Origin of the sequence: Peribacillus sp. V2I11 (genome assembly GCF_030817135.1) — a bacterium.
Taxonomy (GTDB): Bacteria; Bacillota; Bacilli; order Bacillales; family DSM-1321; genus Peribacillus; species Peribacillus simplex.
The window spans coordinates 141761-161953 of the sequence record NZ_JAUSYW010000001.1 but is presented as its reverse complement, the minus strand read 5'-3'; the positions used below and the strand labels follow the sequence as shown (position 1 = coordinate 161953).

19 protein-coding genes and 3 pseudogenes are annotated in these 20193 nt (G+C 38.6%); 17 read left to right on the top strand and 5 right to left on the bottom strand.

Features of this window, described 5'->3' with window-relative positions; genetic code table 11:
* Positions 1-71: 71 nt before the first annotated feature.
* Entirely contained in the window at positions 72-830 is a 759-nt protein-coding gene (locus QFZ73_RS00710; RefSeq protein ID WP_307261904.1) for a GTP cyclohydrolase II, read from the bottom strand.
* Positions 831-1256: 426 nt separating this feature from the next.
* Here QFZ73_RS00710 and QFZ73_RS00705 point away from each other — a divergent pair, with 426 nt between their 5' ends.
* The 6 genes from QFZ73_RS00705 to QFZ73_RS00680 all read left to right on the top strand — a co-directional run bounded on the left by QFZ73_RS00705 (position 1257) and on the right by QFZ73_RS00680 (position 5349).
* A complete protein-coding gene (locus QFZ73_RS00705) occupies positions 1257-2156 on the top strand; it encodes an ABC transporter ATP-binding protein (RefSeq protein ID WP_307261902.1) in 900 nt (299 codons plus the stop codon).
* Positions 2149-3399 (top strand): ABC transporter permease, encoded by a 1251-nt coding sequence (locus QFZ73_RS00700; protein ID WP_307261900.1) that lies wholly within the window; start codon positions 2149-2151, stop codon positions 3397-3399. Before QFZ73_RS00705 ends, QFZ73_RS00700 begins: the two co-directional genes overlap by 8 nt.
* A 234-nt stretch (positions 3400-3633) precedes the next feature.
* On the top strand, positions 3634-3936 hold the full coding sequence (locus tag QFZ73_RS00695) for a hypothetical protein (RefSeq protein WP_307261898.1): 303 nt from the start codon (positions 3634-3636) through the stop codon (positions 3934-3936).
* A gap of 277 nt (positions 3937-4213) precedes the next feature.
* Complete coding sequence (locus QFZ73_RS00690) at positions 4214-4372, top strand: hypothetical protein (RefSeq protein ID WP_307261895.1); 159 nt, start codon at positions 4214-4216, stop codon at positions 4370-4372.
* Between the two features lie 115 nt (positions 4373-4487).
* Complete coding sequence (locus QFZ73_RS00685; RefSeq protein ID WP_307261893.1) at positions 4488-5039, top strand: ATP-grasp domain-containing protein; 552 nt, start codon at positions 4488-4490, stop codon at positions 5037-5039.
* A gap of 157 nt (positions 5040-5196) precedes the next feature.
* Positions 5197-5349 (top strand): YfhD family protein, encoded by a 153-nt coding sequence (locus tag QFZ73_RS00680; RefSeq protein WP_251434133.1) that lies wholly within the window; start codon positions 5197-5199, stop codon positions 5347-5349.
* Positions 5350-5525: 176 nt separating this feature from the next.
* On the opposite strand, the gene QFZ73_RS00675 is transcribed toward QFZ73_RS00680, so the two are convergent.
* Positions 5526-6874 (bottom strand): IS3 family transposase gene (locus QFZ73_RS00675; protein ID WP_307261889.1). Its coding sequence is split into 2 segments (ribosomal slippage): positions 5526-6430 and positions 6430-6874, totalling 1350 coding nucleotides; the frame shifts between segments, so codons are not numbered across the junction.
* 283 nt (positions 6875-7157) lie between these two features.
* Between QFZ73_RS00675 and QFZ73_RS28820 the strand changes: the two genes are divergently transcribed.
* Positions 7158-7445, top strand: coding sequence for a hypothetical protein (locus QFZ73_RS28820; RefSeq protein ID WP_373458895.1), 288 nt, complete (start codon positions 7158-7160; stop codon positions 7443-7445).
* Between the two features lie 23 nt (positions 7446-7468).
* Positions 7469-7627 carry a hypothetical protein gene (locus tag QFZ73_RS28815; RefSeq protein ID WP_373458894.1) on the top strand — a complete coding sequence of 53 codons (159 nt, stop codon included), beginning with the start codon at positions 7469-7471 and terminating at the stop codon, positions 7625-7627.
* Positions 7628-7672: 45 nt separating this feature from the next.
* On the opposite strand, the pseudogene QFZ73_RS28810 reads toward QFZ73_RS28815, so the two are convergent.
* Positions 7673-7729: pseudogene (locus tag QFZ73_RS28810) on the bottom strand (hypothetical protein); the annotation flags it as partial.
* A gap of 167 nt (positions 7730-7896) precedes the next feature.
* On the opposite strand from QFZ73_RS28810, the gene QFZ73_RS28805 reads away from it, so the two are divergent.
* Entirely contained in the window at positions 7897-8106 is a 210-nt protein-coding gene (locus QFZ73_RS28805; RefSeq protein ID WP_373458893.1) for a hypothetical protein, read from the top strand.
* A 705-nt stretch (positions 8107-8811) separates the two neighbouring features.
* A complete protein-coding gene (locus tag QFZ73_RS00655; protein WP_307261887.1) occupies positions 8812-9777 on the top strand; it encodes a S8 family peptidase in 966 nt (321 codons plus the stop codon).
* 227 nt (positions 9778-10004) lie between these two features.
* Here the strand turns inward: QFZ73_RS00655 and QFZ73_RS00650 are convergent.
* Positions 10005-10754: pseudogene (locus QFZ73_RS00650) on the bottom strand (carbon-nitrogen family hydrolase).
* A gap of 28 nt (positions 10755-10782) precedes the next feature.
* Between QFZ73_RS00650 and QFZ73_RS00645 the strand changes: the two are divergent.
* The 4 genes and pseudogenes from QFZ73_RS00645 to QFZ73_RS00630 form a co-directional block, all read left to right on the top strand.
* Positions 10783-10956 (top strand): annotated as a pseudogene (locus QFZ73_RS00645) (nucleoside transporter C-terminal domain-containing protein); the annotation flags it as partial.
* Positions 10957-11422: 466 nt separating this feature from the next.
* A complete protein-coding gene (locus QFZ73_RS00640; protein ID WP_285847308.1) occupies positions 11423-11761 on the top strand; it encodes a metal-sensitive transcriptional regulator in 339 nt (112 codons plus the stop codon).
* 16 nt (positions 11762-11777) lie between these two features.
* Positions 11778-11984 (top strand): copper chaperone CopZ, encoded by a 207-nt coding sequence (gene copZ / locus QFZ73_RS00635; RefSeq protein ID WP_307261884.1) that lies wholly within the window; start codon positions 11778-11780, stop codon positions 11982-11984.
* 75 nt (positions 11985-12059) lie between these two features.
* The gene (locus tag QFZ73_RS00630; protein ID WP_307261881.1) at positions 12060-14474 is read left to right on the top strand and encodes a heavy metal translocating P-type ATPase; all 2415 of its coding nucleotides are present in this window, start codon (positions 12060-12062) and stop codon (positions 14472-14474) included.
* A 202-nt stretch (positions 14475-14676) separates the two neighbouring features.
* Here the strand turns inward: QFZ73_RS00630 and QFZ73_RS00625 are convergent, their stop codons facing one another.
* Positions 14677-15180, bottom strand: a complete 504-nt coding sequence (locus QFZ73_RS00625) for a DinB family protein (protein WP_307261879.1) — start codon at positions 15178-15180, stop codon at positions 14677-14679.
* Between the two features lie 656 nt (positions 15181-15836).
* On the opposite strand from QFZ73_RS00625, the gene QFZ73_RS00620 reads away from it, so the two are divergent.
* The 3 genes from QFZ73_RS00620 (at position 15837) to QFZ73_RS00610 (ending at position 20180) form a co-directional block, all read left to right on the top strand.
* A complete protein-coding gene (locus QFZ73_RS00620; protein WP_251434145.1) occupies positions 15837-16757 on the top strand; it encodes a patatin-like phospholipase family protein in 921 nt (306 codons plus the stop codon).
* Between the two features lie 1116 nt (positions 16758-17873).
* Complete coding sequence (locus tag QFZ73_RS00615; protein WP_307261876.1) at positions 17874-19172, top strand: MFS transporter; 1299 nt, start codon at positions 17874-17876, stop codon at positions 19170-19172.
* Positions 19173-19196: 24 nt separating this feature from the next.
* A complete protein-coding gene (locus QFZ73_RS00610) occupies positions 19197-20180 on the top strand; it encodes a 2-hydroxyacid dehydrogenase (protein ID WP_373458892.1) in 984 nt (327 codons plus the stop codon).
* Positions 20181-20193 lie beyond the last annotated feature (13 nt).

Sequence of the window (20193 nt, the reverse complement as noted above, 5' to 3'; positions counted from 1 at the left end):
ATTCCAACAATTCGGAAACATTCGTATAAACCTATTCAGGGGTATAACCAATTTCTTATAAAACAAATCAGTCATTCATTTTTAATATCTTTTAAATGACCGGAACGTACCACTTTAGTTTTTAAATATTTTTCATTAAACTCGGAAATATCTCCCCATAACGGAACTCTGCCTGCTACGTTGGCACCTGAGTTTTGAAGAGCTTCTAATTTTCTCGGATTGTTGGTGATAAGAGTCACTGGATTAGAGCGCAGGTTTTTTAACACTCGAATGGCGTCATCATAGTTACGTGAATCATCCACAAATCCAAGCTCTAAATTCGCTTCCACCGTATCTAACCCTTTTTCTTGCAGTACATAAGCCATGGCTTTACTAAATAATCCGATGCCTCTTCCTTCGTGATTCGCTAAATAAAATAAAGCACCAGATCCTTGAGTCGCAATCATTTTCATAGCCTGCTTTAATTGAAAGCCACAATCACAGCGTTTGCTGCCAAATATATCCCCAGTATGACAAATACTATGCATCCGGATAAGGGCATCGGAGGAGCTTTGAAAATCTCCATACAGTAACACACTTGATTGTTGCATTTCCGCCAAGTTTGAAGAGGCTAAAGTTTCAATGATCTTTTCTATATTATAAGTGCCGTCTCCACAAAAATGACCTGCCATATTCTCACATCGTAACCAGCAATACCACTGGAATACAATTGTTTCGCCCTCTAAGTTAACGGGTAATTTGATGGGGCCGACTAAATAAATGGATGTTTCATCACTTTTAATAACGTTAATTTTATCTTCTAATATCAAAGCCACTTTTTCATTAATCATTTACTTCCTCCGATACTTCAAAATATTTAGTTTACTGTTTGGCAAAATATTATTTTGGACCATTTATACTTTTTAGTTCTGTTCATATTGTACCCAATCACTCTTTTTATAAATAGAAGAAAAATCTCCAAATTTACTAAAGCAAATGTCAAGAGTAAAAGTCCCTTTTTTGGTGATGGAAAATCCATATCCATATACTGTGAAATTTAACAATAACGGCTACAACAACCTCAATAACGCAGAATTGCAGTTTGTGCCCATTATTTTACATTTTAATTATCTTCAAGGACTAGATAGTGAAATCTTTTTCTGGAAATTTGCATAAAATCGAAGAAGAAAAAGAGTTATTTGGTCGTTGGTGATAGTTGAAATTGGAAAACCTTTCCGGTAACATGGAATGAAAATCATATATTAGGAGGTTGTGCATTGTCTTTACAAATCAAAGAAGTTACGAAAAAATTCGGGGATTTCACTGCTGTCAACCAGCTTGATTTAACTATCCCCGAAAAAGAAATGTTCGGTTTTTTAGGAGGGAACGGAGCGGGTAAAACGACCACGTTCAGGATGATACTCGGACTGCTTGACCCCACTGAAGGGGAAGTGATCTGGAATGGTAAGAAAATCGATTATACGACCAGTTCATTGATTGGCTATCTTCCTGAGGAACGCGGATTATATCCAAAACTGAAGGTCCGCGATCAAATTGTGTATTTGGCTAGATTAAGAGGGATGAACAAGCGGGATGCTTTGGAAGAGTTGGAGTATTGGCTAGACCGCTTTATGGTACCCGAGTATATCCATAAGCGAGTTGAAGAGCTTTCAAAGGGAAATCAGCAAAAAATCCAGCTGATCGCCTCCTTGATCCATAAACCTGAATTACTTATCCTTGACGAACCCTTCAGCGGACTGGATCCCGTGAATGTGGAAATACTGAAGAAAGCTGTCATTGACTTAAGGGACAGCGGCACGACGATCGTTTTCTCGAGCCATCGCATGGAGCATGTTGAGGAGATGTGTGAGCATCTTTGCATCATGCATAAAGGTTCCCCTGTCGTGGCAGGAAGATTAAAAGAAATCAAGCGTTCTTTTGGTAAAAAGAATGTATCAATTAAAGCTGATTTTGACTTATCTTTTTTGGATAATTATTCAGGTGTAACAAATGTTAAGAACACGATGGAAGGGAAAATTCTTCAAGTCACTGGTGAAGATGTGGCTGAGAATATGATTCGTGATCTTGTTCCAAGAGGTTTCGTCCGGAAGTTCGAATTGGAAGAACCATCGCTGACGGATATTTTCATTGAAAAAGTAGGTGCCGGCTATGAATAACTTTTGGATTGTCCTTTCCCATACATATCTATCAAAATTAAAAACGAAATCCTTTATCATTTCTACAATCATTATGCTGGCCCTGATTCTTGTCCTTACGAATATTTCGAATCTTATTGATAAATTCGACAGTGACGATAAGGTAAAGGTTGCCGTCATCGATCAGACTGAAGATAGCTTATTTGATTCTTATAAAAATGCGGTAACAGGTGTGAACGATGACCTATCGATCATTTCAGCCCAGGATGAAAAGGAAGCGGAGAAACTGGTCAGCGCAGAAGAAATCGTTGGGTATCTGTTAATCGAAAAGGATGCCAGCCTCGGCTTCAAGGGAACGTATAAAGCGAATCAAATTTCAGATTCTGCAGTAAGTAATGATTTGCTTTTAGCACTTACCCAATTGAAGGGTCAAATAACTGCGAAAGAATTGAATTTGACAGAGCAGCAAATCGCTCAATTGAATACGCCGCCAGCATTTGATACGATTGCACTTCAGAAAAATGCAAAAACGGAAGAGGATCTCAATCAAGCTCGAGGTCTCGTGTATGTACTCTTATTCGTTATTTACTTCGGTGTGTTGATGTATGCAACGATGATTGCAATGGAAGTGGCTACTGAAAAAACTTCACGTGTCATGGAAATCCTGATCTCAAGTGTCCCGCCAGTCACACAGATGTTTGCCAAAATAATGGGGGTAGCCCTGCTTAGTCTTACGCAAATGATTTTATTTTTTGGAGTGGGTTATTTCTCGATTAAACAAAACTTGACAGGTATGGATGAAGGATTCTTTTCATTTTTCGGTTTCGGCAGCACCGATATCTCAACGATCATATATGCAATCATCTTCGCTTTGCTTGGTTATTTTCTGTACGCGACTCTTGCGGCATGTCTTGGGTCCGTTGTCAGCAAAATTGAAGATGTCCAGCAAATGATTTCACCGATGACCATGTTAGTTGTCATTGCCTTCATGATTGCGATGTTTGGACTGGGGAATCCGTCAGCGAGTTATATTACGATTACATCATTCATTCCATTTTTCACGCCTATGATCATGTTCTTGCGTGTAGGGATGCTTGAAGTTCCATTCTGGGAAATCGCCATCAGCATAGCAGTGTTAATCTTAACCATTGTTTTACTTGGAATAATCGGAGCAAAAATCTATCGTGGTGGAGTCTTGATGTACGGAAGCTCAAAATCATTGAAAAGCATCAAGAATGCCTTGCAATTATCAAAGAAAAATTAACATGAAACCTGGATCCTTCATTCCTGTTGGAGGTATTCAGGTTTTTTAAATAAGCTAATAAAATTCCTTATCATTACCTGGTTATTAAGCACATGTACCCTAAAGTCAGCAGATAAACAAAGTTAATAAATAAAAAATATTATGAGATTAATGAAAAAGGAACGAAAACTAACATAGATATAAGGGAACATAAATATATTCCATTTATGAAACCACGATTAGGAGTGAACTATAATGAGCAATCTGATAACGTTGACGATGGCTTCAGAAGCGTTTCTCATGCTATCCTTCATCATTATTTTTTTATCAACCAGGAATCCGAAAAAGAATGTTCTCTTTGTCATCCTATTCATCATTGGAGCTGCACCGCTTTTATATTTAGCCATAGATCATGTAAAAAACGATTATATGGATGCAAATATAGGATTGGGTCTTGCCTTTATGTATACCTGGATATATAGCGCAGTTGCCTTTATCATTGCCATCATTATTTTAGTGAAAAAGAAAAGGAATAATAATATTTCAAAAGAACAGTAATATTCCCATTATCCAATCAAGTTCCGGTTTTTAATTAGCTTTTTTGGCTTTGAGGATATATGGGTTCCACATTCACGTTCTTAAGAGTGGAGTCCAAACTTCTCGACCATGGTAATGACTTAAAGATATGGCGGTACCCCTTAAAGAAGTATCACCAAGTCAATACGAAAAGGGGTTGCCCCTAAAAGTCATTTTACTGACTTTTGGGGCAATCCCTTTTTTTGTTTTTAAATCCTTTTTAAATCAATGAAAATAAATGTAAAGCAGGTGAGGGTTAATGAACACACTATTGTACGTAACAGATTTATATTATGAAGCAAAAGGAAGAAATTATTATGAGGAGGATTTGTACCTTACTTCGAAGCTTAGAGAAGATTTTCAGTTGGTCGTTTGTCATCCTGAAGAACTGAAACGTTTGAAAAAGATTTTGACTTAATAGTATTTCGAAATGCTGGTCCAGTAGCGAATTTTAAGATAATAATCAAGCTTTCCGAAATAGAGTAGCTTCTGGTTTTTTGAAAACATACAATTCATTTATTGGAAAGGCTGATATGAACGGGAAGGAATACTTAATTGAACTAACGAATGCTCAATTTCCTGTTATTCCAGCTATCGATACTCTTGATTCTTTAGATAAACTCCCTAATGTAGAGACGTATATTGTAAAGCCGAAAGATGGTGCAGATTCAGGTTTGGAATTTGTAACGAAAGATGAATTGAGAGATAAAGTTGATTCAGAATCAAAAAACACATTGGTACAACCATTTATCAACTTGGAGTATGAGGTTTCATTTTATTTTATCGATAAAGAATTTCAGTATGCTCATTATGCATCAGATAAAGTTCAAAGAAGGGAATTAAAAGAATATGCACCTACTGAAGAAGATTTAACTTTTGCTAACAAATTTATTGAATGGAATAATCTTGATTGGGGGATTCAACGAGTTGATGCTTGCCGGAATGAACAAGGTGAACTTTTATTAGTTGAATTAGAAGATTTAAATCCCTATCTTTCCTTGTTAGAATTATCTGATGAAACACGGAAGAACTTTGTAGAGGCAATGAAAAAGTCATTACTGAAAACTCTTCAGCTTAAAATTTAAATTTTCTTATAGAACTATCAGGTGCAGTAGTAAAATAAGGAGCAGTCCCAAAAAAAATTTATAAGGAAAAAAGTCGTTCATGAACAAATCTAAAGATATATAAATGTGATTCTTAGCCATACTAATAAAGATTAAAATATAGTTAGGAGGCAATATTATGGGAAGATCAAACAATCAAAAATCATCTAGCAGAAAAAAATCATTACCTCAAACTCCCAATAACTTAAAAATCGAACCGGATCGTGTGAATGAAGAGTTTTCGCGTGAGCTAGGTGAAAGTGCGAAAATAAGAGCTACAAGACCTAAATGATACTACAAAAAAAGTGAAAGATACGGATTGATTACACTCTTTTTTAAAATTTTAGTAAAACAAATCGCGCTGTTTTTTAATAATTTCTATAGAACCAACCTTGCGTTTGTTGAAGAAGATGTTTCACCAAGGACCCTATTATGAAGTGAACCCAATAAGTTAGACACTTTATTTACTTAGGCAGCCTTGAGGGCATGAACCCGGTAATCTACCGGGCTCATGCCTTTTAATTTTACCTTGATTCGTTGATGATTGTAGTAATGGATATATTCTTCTAGTTCTTGTTTGAAATGCTCCATGCTTTCAAATTCTTGAAGATAGAGTAATTCGGATTTTAATAAGCCAAAGAAGTTTTCAATGACCGCATTATCGAGACAATTTCCTTTGCGGGACATGCTTTGTGTAATGTTATGTTTTTTCAAATCATGCGAGTATTGTTTCATCTGATAATGCCAGCCCTGATCTGAATGGAGAATGGGTGAATCTTTCGATTCCAAGCGATCAAAGGCTTTATCCAGCATTTTGGAAACGAGCGGATAAACAGGACGAGATTCGATATTATAGGCGATGATTTCTCCATTAAACAGGTCTAGAATGGCCGATAAGTATAGTTTCTCCCCAGCTAGATGGAATTCTGTGACGTCTGTCACCCATTTTTCATTGGACTTTGCCGCCTTGAAATCACGTGCTAGAATGTTGGGCGCAATCTTGCCGATGTTCCCTTTGTACGAACGGTATTTCTTCATGCGAACTAATGACTTCAATCCTAGTTCATTCATCAATCGGAGAACTGTTTTATGATTGATGCGAGCACCTCGGTTACGTAATTCTAGGGTGATACGCCGATACCCATAACGCCCTTTATGCGTATGGAATATCTCTTTGATAAGGGATTTAATTTCTGTGTATTTATCCTCACGCCCGAAGGCGTTTACCCAATAATAGTACGTACTCCGTGCCATTTTAGAAATGGATAGAAGCAGATTTAAATCAAATTGTTTCCTTAGTTCATGGACTACTTTCGCTTTTTCTTTCTTTGTAAGGCTTCCTTTTCTTGAACTAAGGCATTCAACTTTTTTAGATAGGCATTCTCTGCACGTAAGTATTCTAATTCGGCAAGAAGTGCTTCTTGAGAGCCATTAGCTGGCGATTTTTTCTTAGTTTCTTTTTTCATGGATAGACGCCCCTTTTTCTTTGGTTTAAGGGCGTCTATACCTCCTTCCTTAAACTGATTTGCCCAATTCAAAAGTGTAGAATCGGAAGGAAGGTTATAGTGTACAGCGGTCTCGTTGATCGATGCCCCATATTCGTTCATATATTTAAGTACTTCTAGTTTAAAGGGCAAAGTGTAATTTGTATAGGATGAAACAAGTCCTTCCATCCCATGTTTTAGATAGCGAGCGACCCTTCTTTTCAGAGGGGATAAACCTACATTTCTTTCTTGAGCAATGGATTTATAGGATTTTTTCCCTTCTAAGTACTCTAAAACTGCATTTGATTTTTCGTCTATCGTATATTTAGTCAAAAAAACTGCACCTCCAATTGTTAGATGTTATCTAACAATTGGGGTGCAGTTCAATTAATATGGTCCTTTTTTCTTTGTGAAAAATCAACAGCATTTAACCAGTGCCTTTAAATAAAAAAATGTGGCAATAGTATAAGATCCGAGCAAAAAACACGGTTTTATGCTTTGAAGCTAGACTTTTTCCCTGATGCACCTAATAAAATTACATAACTCTGAATAGTATTCGTTAAACACGTTTTGCTTTGGGGATAGGTGTCGGAGTCATTTATTAGGCGTTCAAAATATGCTTGAAAATAGCTTGCGTGCAGAAACAGGCGACGTCCTGCATCGACCACTTGGCTCTTCAAAAAAATGGCTGCATTTGGATCCAATTACCTTTATCCCTGCTCAAACGACACCATTACCTATTGATGGTGAAGAAGACGTTGATGTTAAGGTAATCATTGGATTCGAAAACCAAAAAAACCAAATCCCTCTTATGATTAAAGGGATGGCCTATGGTATCGAAACAAGGCGCACTAGCTGGGATGGGTGGAAAAATTTCACCCAAAAATTTAACAGGTCGGGCTAGTGAAGTGGTGGGGCTTAAAGAGAATGAGATGGAGTCTTTTTGAACATTTTTTTGAAAATCAAACATTGAAAGATATTAAAAAACTAGTTAATGACCTTCGGAGCATAACTGGTGGTGTTCCTATTGGTGTGAAAATGGGGGCAGGTGGAAAAATTGAAGAAGATCATTTTTCTCTTTTCTAAATGATTAACAGCCCGGACAACTGCATGCAATGTCGGTATTCCCATGTCATCGGATAAAATGGGTAGTAGTGCACCGTGTGTGCCTGCTTGGCCGCCGTCAATTGTAATGAAATCAACACCGAGTTCAATTAAATGGTCCGGGTCAAATTAGTTTAATTGTCTAAGAAGGGCTAATAGTACCTGGGCACTTTTTAAAAGTACTTGCACTCGGTGCAGATGCTGTTTATGTTGGATCTGCCATATTATTTGCTGTCTCACATAGTCAGGCATTGAATGCTCTTCCCTTTAAACCACCTACACAAGTTGTTTGGAATCAAGGTAAATTCAAGGATCAATTTAAGATAGCAGATGGAGTAAAAGCAGCAGAGAAATTCTTTTCAGCAAGTATAGAAGAAATGAAAATGGCATTAAGAGCGATGGGGGAAACGCTCCTTAAAGGAGTTTTCAAAAAAAGATTTAGTTTTCCTATGAAGAATTGACTGCTAAAATGATTGGAATTCCTTTTTCATTTGAACCTTGGGAAGACAAACCAAAAGAGTAATAAATGAGTGTGTACGCAGCTATCAGTGAATTTACGAAAAACAGGAACAGAATCATATATACAATATAAAATAGTTGAAAAATTAACTAAAGAATGAAAGACCTTGATGGATGGATATCCACCCAACCTGTTTGAGGGAGATGCTAAGTTTACTAATCCCTTGGCGAATCTCGATATGTTTATAATGAAAATCGTAGTTCCTTTAAAAAAGGTTGTTTTAGTCATCAATTATTTACCCTTTACCTAGTCCATATTTGAATTTATCCATGATAAATGTAAGTCTATATTGGTTATTATAATGGAGGTAGCTTTTTTTCCTTTCCAATAAGGTCGTTTATGTAATTACTTTTTTTCTAAGGTTCTGATGATTATAGATTTGCATTTCTTCTTTTTACTAAGGATTTGTAAACGGTGATATATCTACTCAATCTCAATTATAGGTATTTTGTTTTAGTAAACTAAAATATCAAATTAGACCTAAGGTTTATAGCAAAAGCTTGTCTCCATTCATAGGATAAAGAAAGGCTGTAATCAATGTTATTGGATTCAGCTTTCCTAAACGGGTTTTTGTGGATTCCCCTCAATTGTACAAAAAGGGGTGCTTCTGCCCGTTTTAGGGTTAATATGAAGGGAGATGCTAGAATTGCCAAATGTTCAATTAGTACCCTTCCAAGTAGAAGGAATAACAGAAAATACCTTGGAAGTTCCTCGAGGTATTAGAATGATTCGTGCACGCTCTATTTGGAGAGAAGGGTTTAAGGGTAAGAACATAGTAGTAGCCGTAATCGATACAGGATGCCAGTCAGATCACCCTGATTTGATTGGTCAAATTATTGGTGGATATAATTTCACGGACGATTATTATGGTGATCCTGTCAAATTTGCCGATAATAATGGACACGGGACTCATGTTTGCGGAACCATTGCAGCAGCAGAAAATGGTTTTGGAGTTGTAGGTGCAGCACCTAAAGCGAAGTTGCTGGTACTTAAGGTTTTAACTGGATCAGGAGAAGGAACAACAGAAAACATTACGTCAGCTATTAATTACGCTGTCAATTGGACGGGTCCTAATGGCGAAAAAGTACGGGTTATCTCGATGTCATTAGGGGGACCGGATGATGATCCGGCCTTACATTCGTCGATTATAAACGCCGTTCAATCTAATATAATGGTCGTGTGTGCCGCGGGAAATGAAGGCGATGGTAAGGGCGAAACATACGAGTACAGTTATCCAGCTGCATATCCGGAAGTTGTGGCAGTAGGCTCAGTTAACCGGCGCGAACGCATTTCCAGATTTAGTAATTCTAATGGTGAAGTGGATTTAGTAGCCCCTGGGGAGAAAGTTGTATCAACCTTTCCTGGTAACCAATTTGCCGTCTTATCAGGTACATCCATGGCTGCCCCACATGTGTCAGGGGCTGTTGCGCTTTTGATAAATAAATTTGAAACAATACTTGGCCGTAAATTAACTGAGTTAGAAGAATTTAATGAACTCTTAAATAATACAGTTTCGCTGGGCAAACCAAAGACGCAAGAAGGGCATGGAATGCTGAAACTAAATCACCAGAAATTAGAAAATATAAAAAAGGTTTTAAGGGAGTTTAGGTAGCCTTAAGATAGAGAACAGAAAAGTATATGATCCTAATTTCATTGCATATTTTGTTAGGAACCCGGATACAAAGTGATACAAACCCTCTGGGAGTTAACTAAGGTTTTTTTTTGTGAATTTATTGCTTATTAAACTACTATAAAAATAAAACTCTAGGTCTAACAAGCTGAAAAATTATTAAACCTAAAAAGCTTCTTCAAAGTTTGAACCCTGCAGTAGCCGCCTACTTATAACTTTCTATATTTCTCTGACACTCTGGAATCGAATAAAGGAACTTCTTTTCTTATTTGCGGTACTTTCTCTAAATCTAAAGTTGCCTTTAATTCACCAACTTCTTGATCTAATTTCTGAACAACGTCTCCCCAGGGATCTACAATTTGTGAGGAACCTGCGAATTCCACTCCTAACTGTGTTCCCGCAATATTTGATGCAACAACATACATTTGGTTCTCAATTGCACGCGCACGAAGTAATATATTCCAATGTTTATCCCTTGCGAGTGGCCATTCTGCTACGATATGTAACACTTGAATACCCTGTAATCCTAAGTCACGAATAATTTCAGGGAATCGTAAATCGTAACAAATAATAATCCCCATCTTGACACTTTCAAGTTCGAATACTTTAACTTGATTATGACCGCCCGTTAAAAACTTGGGCTCATCTTACATCGGAACAAGGTGCAACTTGTCATATGTGTGAACAATTTCACCCATTCCATTTACAATAACCGCACGATTAAAGATATCTTTACCGTCTAATACGGCAATCGAGTTAAACCTCTTACCCAGTGATTGTAAAAACTCAATTGATTGATTATCATCCACTTTGCAGATTTCTTTTAATTCTTCTAACGCATAACCCGTAGACCACATTTCAGGAAGTACTACAACATCCAAATCATCACAGTAGTTAGCTTCTAACCAGCGTACAATGATTTTCCTATTCTCTTCTGGATTCCCAACTTCTAAATCCATTAGAAATACTAAATATTTCATATTAGGCCTGGCTCCGCATACAGTAGCAGTGGCAGTTAAGTATCTCACCTCATTTGCCAAATTCAGTACAGTTGGCATGATTTATGGTACGTTCAATTCTATCTTCGATGATGAAAAATCGAACATTATCGGAATGAATGTTTGGAAGCTGTTGCTTAGGGGCATGGCTGTCTCCTTGTAAAGTGCTATGATTGTTGGATTATTTGTTTGATAACCAATAAAAAATATATTACTTTTTTGTTTATTAACTAAAAGGTGCGGAGTAAGAACATCCTTTATTTGAAAACAAACATATCTATTAATTTCGGTGTGTTAACTATGCAATTTTAAAACAGATAACCAACTAAAAAATTGAAACCCGTTAAACTTTATCGGGATTATGCCAGCGTAGGGTATTAAGATCCATAAACACTCATTTCTCCGGAGATGAGTGTTTTTATTTACATCCCTAGTAGACTCATGTAGTTCATCCTTTTTTGTTTAGCTTCGCATGGGGAATTTTTTATGTAGTTTTGTTAAACAGACTAAGGAATAGATATACTTAAGAAGCAAAGAATAAAGAAATATTGACACAATGGCTTTTCTCTTTGCATAGGATAGGGAGGTATGGTATATTTATTTTCGAGGAGGGATGAGTAATGGATGAAATGATGAATGGTCAAGATTCTATGAATGAAGAAGAATGCTGTACGACATCTTCCCATGGACGAAAGAGTCATCACTCAGAAGCAGTAAAAAAGAATTTAACGACCCGGTTAAATCGAATCGAAGGTCAAATTCGCGGTATAAAGGGTCTTATTGAAAAAGATACGTACTGTGATGATGTGATTACCCAAATAGCAGCTACACAAAGTGCGATGAATAGTGTGGCCAAGATTTTATTGGAAGGTCACCTAAGGAATTGTGTGGTCGAACGCCTGAATGATGGGGATACAGAGGTTATAGATGAAGTGCTTGTAACGATACAAAAATTAATGAAAAAATAAAGGAGTAGATGTTGAAGTGGAAGCAGTAACTTTGAATGTAAGTGGAATGTCTTGTGGTCATTGTGTGAATGCAGTTGAAGGGAATGTAGGAAAACTTGCAGGTGTTGAAAACGTCAAAGTGCATTTGGATACAGGAAAAGTAGATGTAGCGTTTGATAAGGAAAAAGTAACACTTGAGAAAATAAAAGAAACAATCGATGAACAAGGTTATGATGTAGAGTAAGTCATGAGAGTGCTGTTAAGCACTTCTTTTTTACAAAGAATTATACCCCATAGTGGTATAGAAAGGCGGGATGATGTGAGCAGCCAAATAAAAGAGACAACTATGCAGATTACAGGCATGACTTGCGCTGCCTGTGCTAACCGAATTGAAAAAGGGTTAAACAGAATGGAAGGCGTTGAGGAAGCCACCGTTAATTTGGCTCTTGAGAAATCTATCATTAAATATGATTCGGAAAAATTAAGCAACAAGGACTTTGAAATGAAAATTCAAGATCTTGGTTATGATGTAGTAAAAGAGAAAAAGGAATTTACGATTACGGGCATGACCTGTGCGGCTTGTGCTAACCGAATTGAAAAAGGGTTAAATAAGCTGGATGGAGTGAGCATGGCCAATGTGAATCTTGCGCTTGAAAATGCGACCGTTGAATATGATCCTTCCGAAGCTTCACCAATTGACATCATTCAACGGGTGGAGAAGCTGGGGTATGGGGCGATCATCAAGGAAGATAATACGGAATCCGTGGAGTTCCGACAGAAGGAAATTCAAAAACAAAAGAATACATTCATCTTTTCGGTCATATTATCTTTTCCATTGTTATGGGCAATGGTAAGCCATTTTAGTTATACTTCGTTCATCTATATGCCTGATTTCCTCATGAATCCTTGGGTGCAAATGGCATTCGCCACCCCCGTGCAATTTCTGATTGGAAAGCAGTTTTATGTTGGGGCTTATAAGGCCTTGAAAAATAAAAGTGCCAATATGGATGTATTAGTAGCAATGGGAACATCCGCTGCCTATTTTTATAGTGTTTATCAGGCGATCATATCGATGGGATCCCACCACAATACGGCACAACTTTATTTCGAAACTAGTTCGATGCTTATCACCCTCATTCTTTTAGGGAAGCTTTTTGAAGCAAAAGCAAAAGGACGTTCTTCTGAGGCCATCAAAAAATTGATGGGGCTTCAGGCCAAAACGGCATTGGTTTTAAGGAATGGGGAAGAACGGGAAATACCACTTGAGGAAGTCATCGTGGGAGATACGATATTGGTGAAGCCGGGTGAAAAGATCCCTGTCGATGGAGAGGTAGTCGAAGGGAACTCTGCCGTCGATGAATCCATGTTAACGGGTGAGAGCATTCCGGTGGATAAAACAAACGGGGATACTGTGATCGGTTCAACATTGAATAAGAATGGTTTTCTCAAAATGAAAGCGACAAAGATCGGGAGGGACACAGCTCTTTCTCAAATCATCAAAGTAGTCGAAGATGCTCAAGGTTCCAAAGCGCCGATTCAACGTCTTGCTGACCAAATTTCCGGCGTCTTCGTTCCCGTTGTTGTAGGAATCGCCCTTTTAACTTTCCTGGTTTGGATGATCTGGGTTAACCCAGGAGAATTCACACCAGCTTTTGAAGCGATGATTGCGGTGCTTGTCATAGCCTGTCCTTGTGCTTTAGGTCTGGCCACTCCTACATCCATCATGGCAGGATCAGGGCGAGCCGCCGAATTCGGCATTTTATTTAAAGGCGGGGAACACTTGGAAACCACCCACCATATTGATACAGTCATTTTGGATAAAACGGGAACGGTAACCAATGGTACACCAGTGTTAACCGATGTCCTCATCGAGAATGGAATGGAGGAAGAACAGTTTTTATCTTTAATTGGTGCAGCTGAAAAACAATCTGAACACCCTCTTGCACAATCGATCGTTCAAGGAATTCAGGAAAGACAGATAGCACTTTCTGTGGTTGAGGAATTTGAAGCGATTCCTGGATACGGCGTGAGAGCTGTAGTGGATCAAAAAGTGTTATTCGTCGGAACGCGTAAATTGATGAAGCAAAATAACGTGGATATTACTAAGGCGCTAACAGCGATGGAAGCATTTGAAGAGCAAGGGAAGACCGCAATGCTCGCTAGCATTGAAGGTGAATATGCAGGACTCATTGCGGTTGCTGATACGATAAAAGATTCTTCGCTAACGGCGATTAAAAGGTTAAAAGCGATGGATATCCAGGTCATCATGATAACAGGGGATAATCAAAGGACAGCAAATTCCATCGGCAATCAAGTGAGCATTGACCATGTGATTGCAGAAGTCCTTCCTGAAGGGAAAGCGGAAGAAGTAAAAAAACTGCAGGCCGCCGGTAAAAGGGTGGCAATGGTCGGAGATGGGATAAATGATGCTCCCGCGCTGGCACTAGCCGATATAGGAATGGCTATCGGAACAGGGACAGACGTAGCCATGGAAGCTGCCGATATCACTTTGATCCGGGGGGATTTGAACAGTATTGCAGATGCAATCCTCATGAGCAGGAAAACGATGAGAAATATCAAACAAAACCTATTCTGGGCTTTTGCCTATAATGTAATCGGAATACCAATTGCGGCAATCGGACTGCTAGCCCCGTGGTTAGCGGGTGCTGCCATGGCCTTCAGTTCTGTATCAGTCGTATTAAATGCACTTCGCCTTCAACGGGTAAAGCTCTAAAGATCATGTAACATATAATGAAGGCAGAGGTACTGCCTGAATATAATCATGCCACGAACGTTAGGATTTTCATTCCAAAAAATAAAAGCCGATGATTCCTTGGCAAGAGGATCATCGGCTTTCATCTGGAATGAGCGGCGTTTTAGTTTGTTTACAGCCACTCCTAAATGACATTCCTTCATATTTTCGGTTGCCAAACCGCTTATTTTAAACAGTAAAATACATAATCTGTAGGTGTGCCACGCTCGCCTTGTTGATGGAGCATCGCGGACACATTACCGCGATGATAGGTCCCATGATTTACTACATGATGGATGAGGTCAGCAAGTGTAAACTCACAAACTCCCATTTTGGGATGTTCGGTTACAATGGTCCGTTCAAGGTCAGGCTGAGAAGTAAGAAAATTGTCATAATCTTTTGCAAGTTCATCATAGGAGGATTCAAGTTCATTTATTGAGACTCCGTCCACTTCTTTCCGCCGCTGTTCAACTTTCTTAAAAGTATCTTGAATTGTGCTTCCTTTCATTATCTCCAACCAGGTAATATCTGTTGCGTAAAGGTGAACAAGGACTTCCTTGATGGATGGAAAGACACTTTTTATCGTGTCGCCATAGACTCCGTCCGGTAATTGTTTTAGGTTTTGGAACACTTGCTGATTAGCCCAAACGTGGTAATCATACATTTTCATGGCACGCTTATTTTCCATTTTTTCACTCCTTCAATTGTTACATATCCTTTTCGACATGATTTAAAGAATACCTTTATCAAAGCTGATTGATTCCTAATCTGATAATTTGTCCATGCAAATGCCTCGTTTTATACATACCATGGTAATAGATGCTATCCTACTACTGTTTTTACGTTTGATTACCATCAAAGTTGCGTTAAGGGAGTCTATCCCCTTTTAATAATATTGCAGTAGAGCTAGAGTATATGATTAAGGGTTTCTCAAGTAGGGAATCCACAGACATGAAGTAATAATAAAGGTGATAAAAAATAAAAAAGGAAAAATGGATAGATATGTAACCAATTGTCAATCGGGGATGGAAAGCATAAACAGAGATTAGAAGTACGGTTAATTCTGCAACAACCTGAAAAGCTGGCAAGGTCAAAGAACATGACAGTTCAGAATTTGTGTTACAGATTAAAAAACACAACCTTTTAAACTCATGTGATTCTTGCTACTGTTAGCGAATTAATTTGTTAGAAAAATAGAACCGACATTAATTCCAATCATGGATGGCAAGCTGTTTTATTCTTCAACTGACGGGGCTGATTTTTGGTATTAAAGAGTTTGAAAATTCGCTTTATTTTAAAATATTGTTAATAATAATAATAACTTTTATCGAGAGGTGGAAAAAAATGAAAGCAGATGCCGTTTTTGAAGGTGGGGGGGCCAGGGGAATTGCTTTTATTGGAGCGATTCAAGCAATGGAAGAGGAAAAAGTCGAATGGGAAAGACTTGCTGGGACATCAGCAGGAGCAGTGATAGCTGCTCTTTTGGCTAGTGGCTATAAAAGCCATGAAATTAGAGAACGGTTTAGTGAAATCAATTACTCAAAGATTCGAGGCAGGACAATTCTGAATCGAATACCCATTTTGGGCTTCTTTTTGGAACTTATGGTTCACCTTGGGATTTACAAAAACGATTATTTGGAGACATGGGTGGATTCTCTTCTTTCAGAAAAAGGGATTAAGACATTCGCGGATCTTCCAGATGGAAAGTTGAAGATAATTGCTTCTGATGTTTCGAATGGCCAGATGCTTATCTTGCCAGATGATTTGGAACGCTATGGGATGTCTCCTGCTGATTTAAAAGTTTCAACTGCCGTAATGATGAGTGCCTCCCTACCATTTTTCTTCCGTCCGGTTATTTGGAAATCAAAAGACCGGAAAAAATCCTACATTTTAGATGGCGGTTTACTTAGTAACTTCCCAATATGGATATTTGATACAGAAAATCCTCGTTTTCCAACATTCGGATTCCATTTCGTGAAAGATGAAGTTAACATAGGTGCGGTTATACCAACGCCAATCCACCTTTTCAAAAATATATTTAAAACGATGCTTCAAGCCCATGATTTACGACATATGAACGAAGAAACGATTGAACGCACGATTCAAATTCCTACTGGCGGCATCAACGCCACGGATTTTGAACTGAATGAGGATGAAATCTACTTTCTCTATAAATCAGGCTATACTTCTGCAAAAGAATTTTTGAAGAATTGGGATTTTGAACAATATAAGGTCAAACGCATGCAAAGAGTAAAAAATAAGTAGGAGAAACATTACGCTATCGTTTCAAAAGGGTGAAAGAGGGGGACAAGGAGCTGTTATAACGGCTCTTTTTCTTATTGAACTAACGAATCAATAGTTTAATATGAGGCATAGTTGTTGTCTTGAGCTTCTTAAAAGCAATAAGGGGAATTACGAAATCATAAAAAATTAATATAAGATATTATTTTAGAATTTTTTAAATGAATAAAAGGAAATCAAAGAATAAAAGAAGAAAACAACGTTGGAAGAAAAAAATATACCATCCATGAACTCTCTTACCTGATTCAGGAGGGGATTCAATCGAACAAATCGTTTCAGCTATAAATTATGAAATTCAATGAACAGTTCCTCAAGGAGAAGAGGTAGGAGTAACTCAATGTCACTGTGAGGATCGGACGATGAGCTGCCCTTCATTCCTCTTTTGGAAATACTGTTAAAAAATATAGTTGTAGAAAATGTGCGAAGGGATGGAATCTCCACAACAAATGAAAACAGTATTCCGGGTGCTTATCAGGAAGTAGTGGAAGCTCCGTTAACCATCACGGCTTCCATTAAGATTTAGTAATACCAATAGAAAAGTGGATTCAGCAGCGCCAAGCGAACAATTAATGTCCCACTTATCTAGTAAACTAGATGTTGCTTTATCAGGTACGTCTATGGCCGTCCCACATGTATCAGGAGCTTTTCTTATAGAAAAATAATAAAAAAACTTAACCGCCGGTTTACGTTGCCCGAGATTTTTGAGAGACGAATGGTCTCTCAGCCCTTCCGGTAGCAAAGCTAGACATGGAAATGGATCGTGGGCTAAAGTTTGTTTTGATTTTACTACTCAAAAAAACGGTCTATCAATTTTCCCCACTTGGCATAAAACGTTTACTAGGTATATAATCCTGAAAATAAGAATAAAGATTGACAATAACAAATCCTCATAATACGATACTTTACAGAATAAACAGAATTATCTTTTTATTTTTTTGTCACAAAACAAAAACTGAGTTTTATATTATAAAACAAAAACCTCCTTGTATATACATATTATCCAAGCGTGAACTCTGGCATTTTTCTTATTTTGGAAGCGCTGCCAATTATGGCGTTTTATATAACAAGGGGGGATAAGGTATGGAAGCGAGAATGGAAACAAAGCAAGAAAAGCCATTAAATATTGGCCGGAAATTTCGCTGGACCGTCGTCATCTGGTTATTGATTGGGGGAATAATCAACTATCTTGATCGGGCCAATCTCTCCATTGCAGCTCCCGAAATGATGAAGGAACTCGGACTAAGCGTGACCGAAATCGGGTTGTTGGGAACCTTTTTTTCTTGGAGTTATGCATTAATGCAGCTTCCTTCCGGATGGCTGATCGATCGGTTCGGGACCAAAAAGGTGTATACAATCGCGCTTATTTGGTGGAGTGGTGCGACCATTTTAACGGGAGCCGTTCATAAAATGAGTTCATTCATTGCTGCACGGATTTTACTTGGAGTGGGAGAAGCACCGTGTTTTCCTACGATGGCTAAGATCACATCGTATTGGTTCCCTAAAAAGGAACGAGGCTTGGCAACTGGAATTTGGGATTCTTCGTCCAAATGGGGACCAGCCATTGCACCGCCACTTCTCGTTTTCATTATGGTGACTTTTGGGTGGAGAGCGTTGTTTTATATAACGGGTGTGATCGGCATCATCTTCGCAATCGGTTTTGTTATTTTTTATAAAAATCCTGAAAAAAGCCAAAAACTTTCCAAGGAGGAATTTGAATACATTAAGTCGGAAGGTGGTGGAGTGGAGCAAGGCATTCAATCATCTAAAATAAAATGGGGTTCGTTATTTAAATATCGAAGCGTGTGGGGGATGATTCTGGGCTTCTTCTGTACCATTTGGATCTGGAATATTTTCCTTGTCTTCCTTCCCCTTTATTTGTTTGATGTCCATCATGTCTCACTTAAAGAAATGGGTATATATGCTGGTATTCCTTGGCTTGGCGGAATCTTTGGCAATATTTTCGGAGGATATCTTACTAAAAAATTGGTTGACAAGGAAATTACTACACCAATTAAAGCAAAGCGTGCCTTAATTAGTATATGTGCCATCTCGGCCGCTATTGTTGTATGTGCAGTTCCATTTGTCAAAGGGCTCGCCATTACCTTAATATTACTGACCCTTGCTCTTTGTTTTATTTCTGCCATTACAGGCAGCGCGTGGGCACTTGCCGGTGACATTGCCCCTCCCTCTATGGTTGCTTCCGTAGGTGCAATTCAGAATTTTGGCGGTTATTTTGGTGGAGCCTTTTCCCCTGTTGTGGCAGGCATGATAGTGGATGCAACTGGCTCTTACTCTCTTGCCTTTATATCTGGCGGTTTAATCGCCGGATGCGCCGCAATTTGTTATTGGTTTATTGTAAAACATCCTATTCAAGAATAGTGTAACCGAGGAGGACATAAATTGATGCCAAAAGTGTATATAGCAAGACCAGTACCGGCCGAGGTAGAGGCATTTATTTCGAAGTATTGCCAGTATGAAAAATGGAACGGCCCTGAACCCATTACCAGAAGCCAGCTGTTAAAGCAAATTTCCGATGCGGAGGGACTTCTCATCACCGGAGAAAAAATAGATGATGAACTTCTGGACCATGCACCATGTCTAAAGGCTGTCAGCAATATCTCGGTAGGCTACAACAACTTTGATCTAGAGGCAATGAAAAAGAGAAGCATAATCGGTACAAATACACCTGATGTTCTCGATGAAACCGTGGCCGATTTAGCTTTAGCCTTAATGCTCTCAGCAGCCCGCCGTATACCGGAACTGGACAAACTTGTAAAGGATGGAAAGTGGGGAAATAAAGGCGATGAACCCCTCTTTGGCGTTGATGTTCATGGAAAAACATTGGGCATCATCGGTATGGGGAGGATTGGGGAATCTATTGCAAGACGAGGCAAATTCGGTTTTAACATGGAAGTTTTGTATCATAATCGGCGAAGAAAATCCGAAGTGGAGGAAACGCTCAGTACAAGCTATTCCTCTTTAGAGCACCTTTTACGGGAATCCGATTTCGTTCTTTTAATGGTCCCTTATACTCCGGAGACGAGGCATCTTATGGGACGGGAGCAATTCGCACTGATGAAAAAATCCGCGATCTTTATCAATACTTCCCGCGGACAGACGGTGGACGAAAAGGCCCTCATTGAAGCACTGCGAAATAAGGAAATCCTTGCAGCTGGTTTGGATGTATTTGAACAGGAACCCGTATCGCCTGACAATCCGCTTTTAGCCCTGCCGAACGTGGTTACCCTGCCGCATATAGGTTCAGCTACTCATCAAACACGATTTGATATGGCCATGCTTGCGGCGAAGAACCTCGTTGCAGCGGTTACTGGAAGGGAGATGAGCAATGTTGTCCCTGAATTGAAAGGACTTCAGTCACTAAAATAGCAAAAAATCATTA

Excerpts from the sequence above, each read along its gene's own strand:
- QFZ73_RS00710 (WP_307261904.1), bottom strand. The coding sequence starts at position 830 with ATGATTAATGAAAAAGTGGCTTTGATATTAGAAGATAAAATTAACGTT.
- QFZ73_RS28815 (WP_373458894.1), top strand. The coding sequence starts at position 7,469 with ATGAGATGGAGTCTTTTTGAACATTTTTTTGAAAATCAAACATTGAAA.
- QFZ73_RS00700 (WP_307261900.1), top strand. The coding sequence starts at position 2,149 with ATGAATAACTTTTGGATTGTCCTTTCCCATACATATCTATCAAAATTA.
- QFZ73_RS00685 (WP_307261893.1), top strand. The coding sequence starts at position 4,488 with ATGAACGGGAAGGAATACTTAATTGAACTAACGAATGCTCAATTTCCT.
- QFZ73_RS00690 (WP_307261895.1), top strand. The coding sequence starts at position 4,214 with ATGAACACACTATTGTACGTAACAGATTTATATTATGAAGCAAAAGGA.
- QFZ73_RS00615 (WP_307261876.1), top strand. The coding sequence starts at position 17,874 with ATGGAAGCGAGAATGGAAACAAAGCAAGAAAAGCCATTAAATATTGGC.
- QFZ73_RS00680 (WP_251434133.1), top strand. The coding sequence starts at position 5,197 with ATGGGAAGATCAAACAATCAAAAATCATCTAGCAGAAAAAAATCATTA.
- QFZ73_RS00695 (WP_307261898.1), top strand. The coding sequence starts at position 3,634 with ATGAGCAATCTGATAACGTTGACGATGGCTTCAGAAGCGTTTCTCATG.
- QFZ73_RS00640 (WP_285847308.1), top strand. The coding sequence starts at position 11,423 with ATGATGAATGGTCAAGATTCTATGAATGAAGAAGAATGCTGTACGACA.
- QFZ73_RS00620 (WP_251434145.1), top strand. The coding sequence starts at position 15,837 with ATGAAAGCAGATGCCGTTTTTGAAGGTGGGGGGGCCAGGGGAATTGCT.
- QFZ73_RS00610 (WP_373458892.1), top strand. The coding sequence starts at position 19,197 with ATGCCAAAAGTGTATATAGCAAGACCAGTACCGGCCGAGGTAGAGGCA.
- QFZ73_RS00625 (WP_307261879.1), bottom strand. The coding sequence starts at position 15,180 with ATGGAAAATAAGCGTGCCATGAAAATGTATGATTACCACGTTTGGGCT.
- QFZ73_RS28820 (WP_373458895.1), top strand. The coding sequence starts at position 7,158 with ATGCTTGAAAATAGCTTGCGTGCAGAAACAGGCGACGTCCTGCATCGA.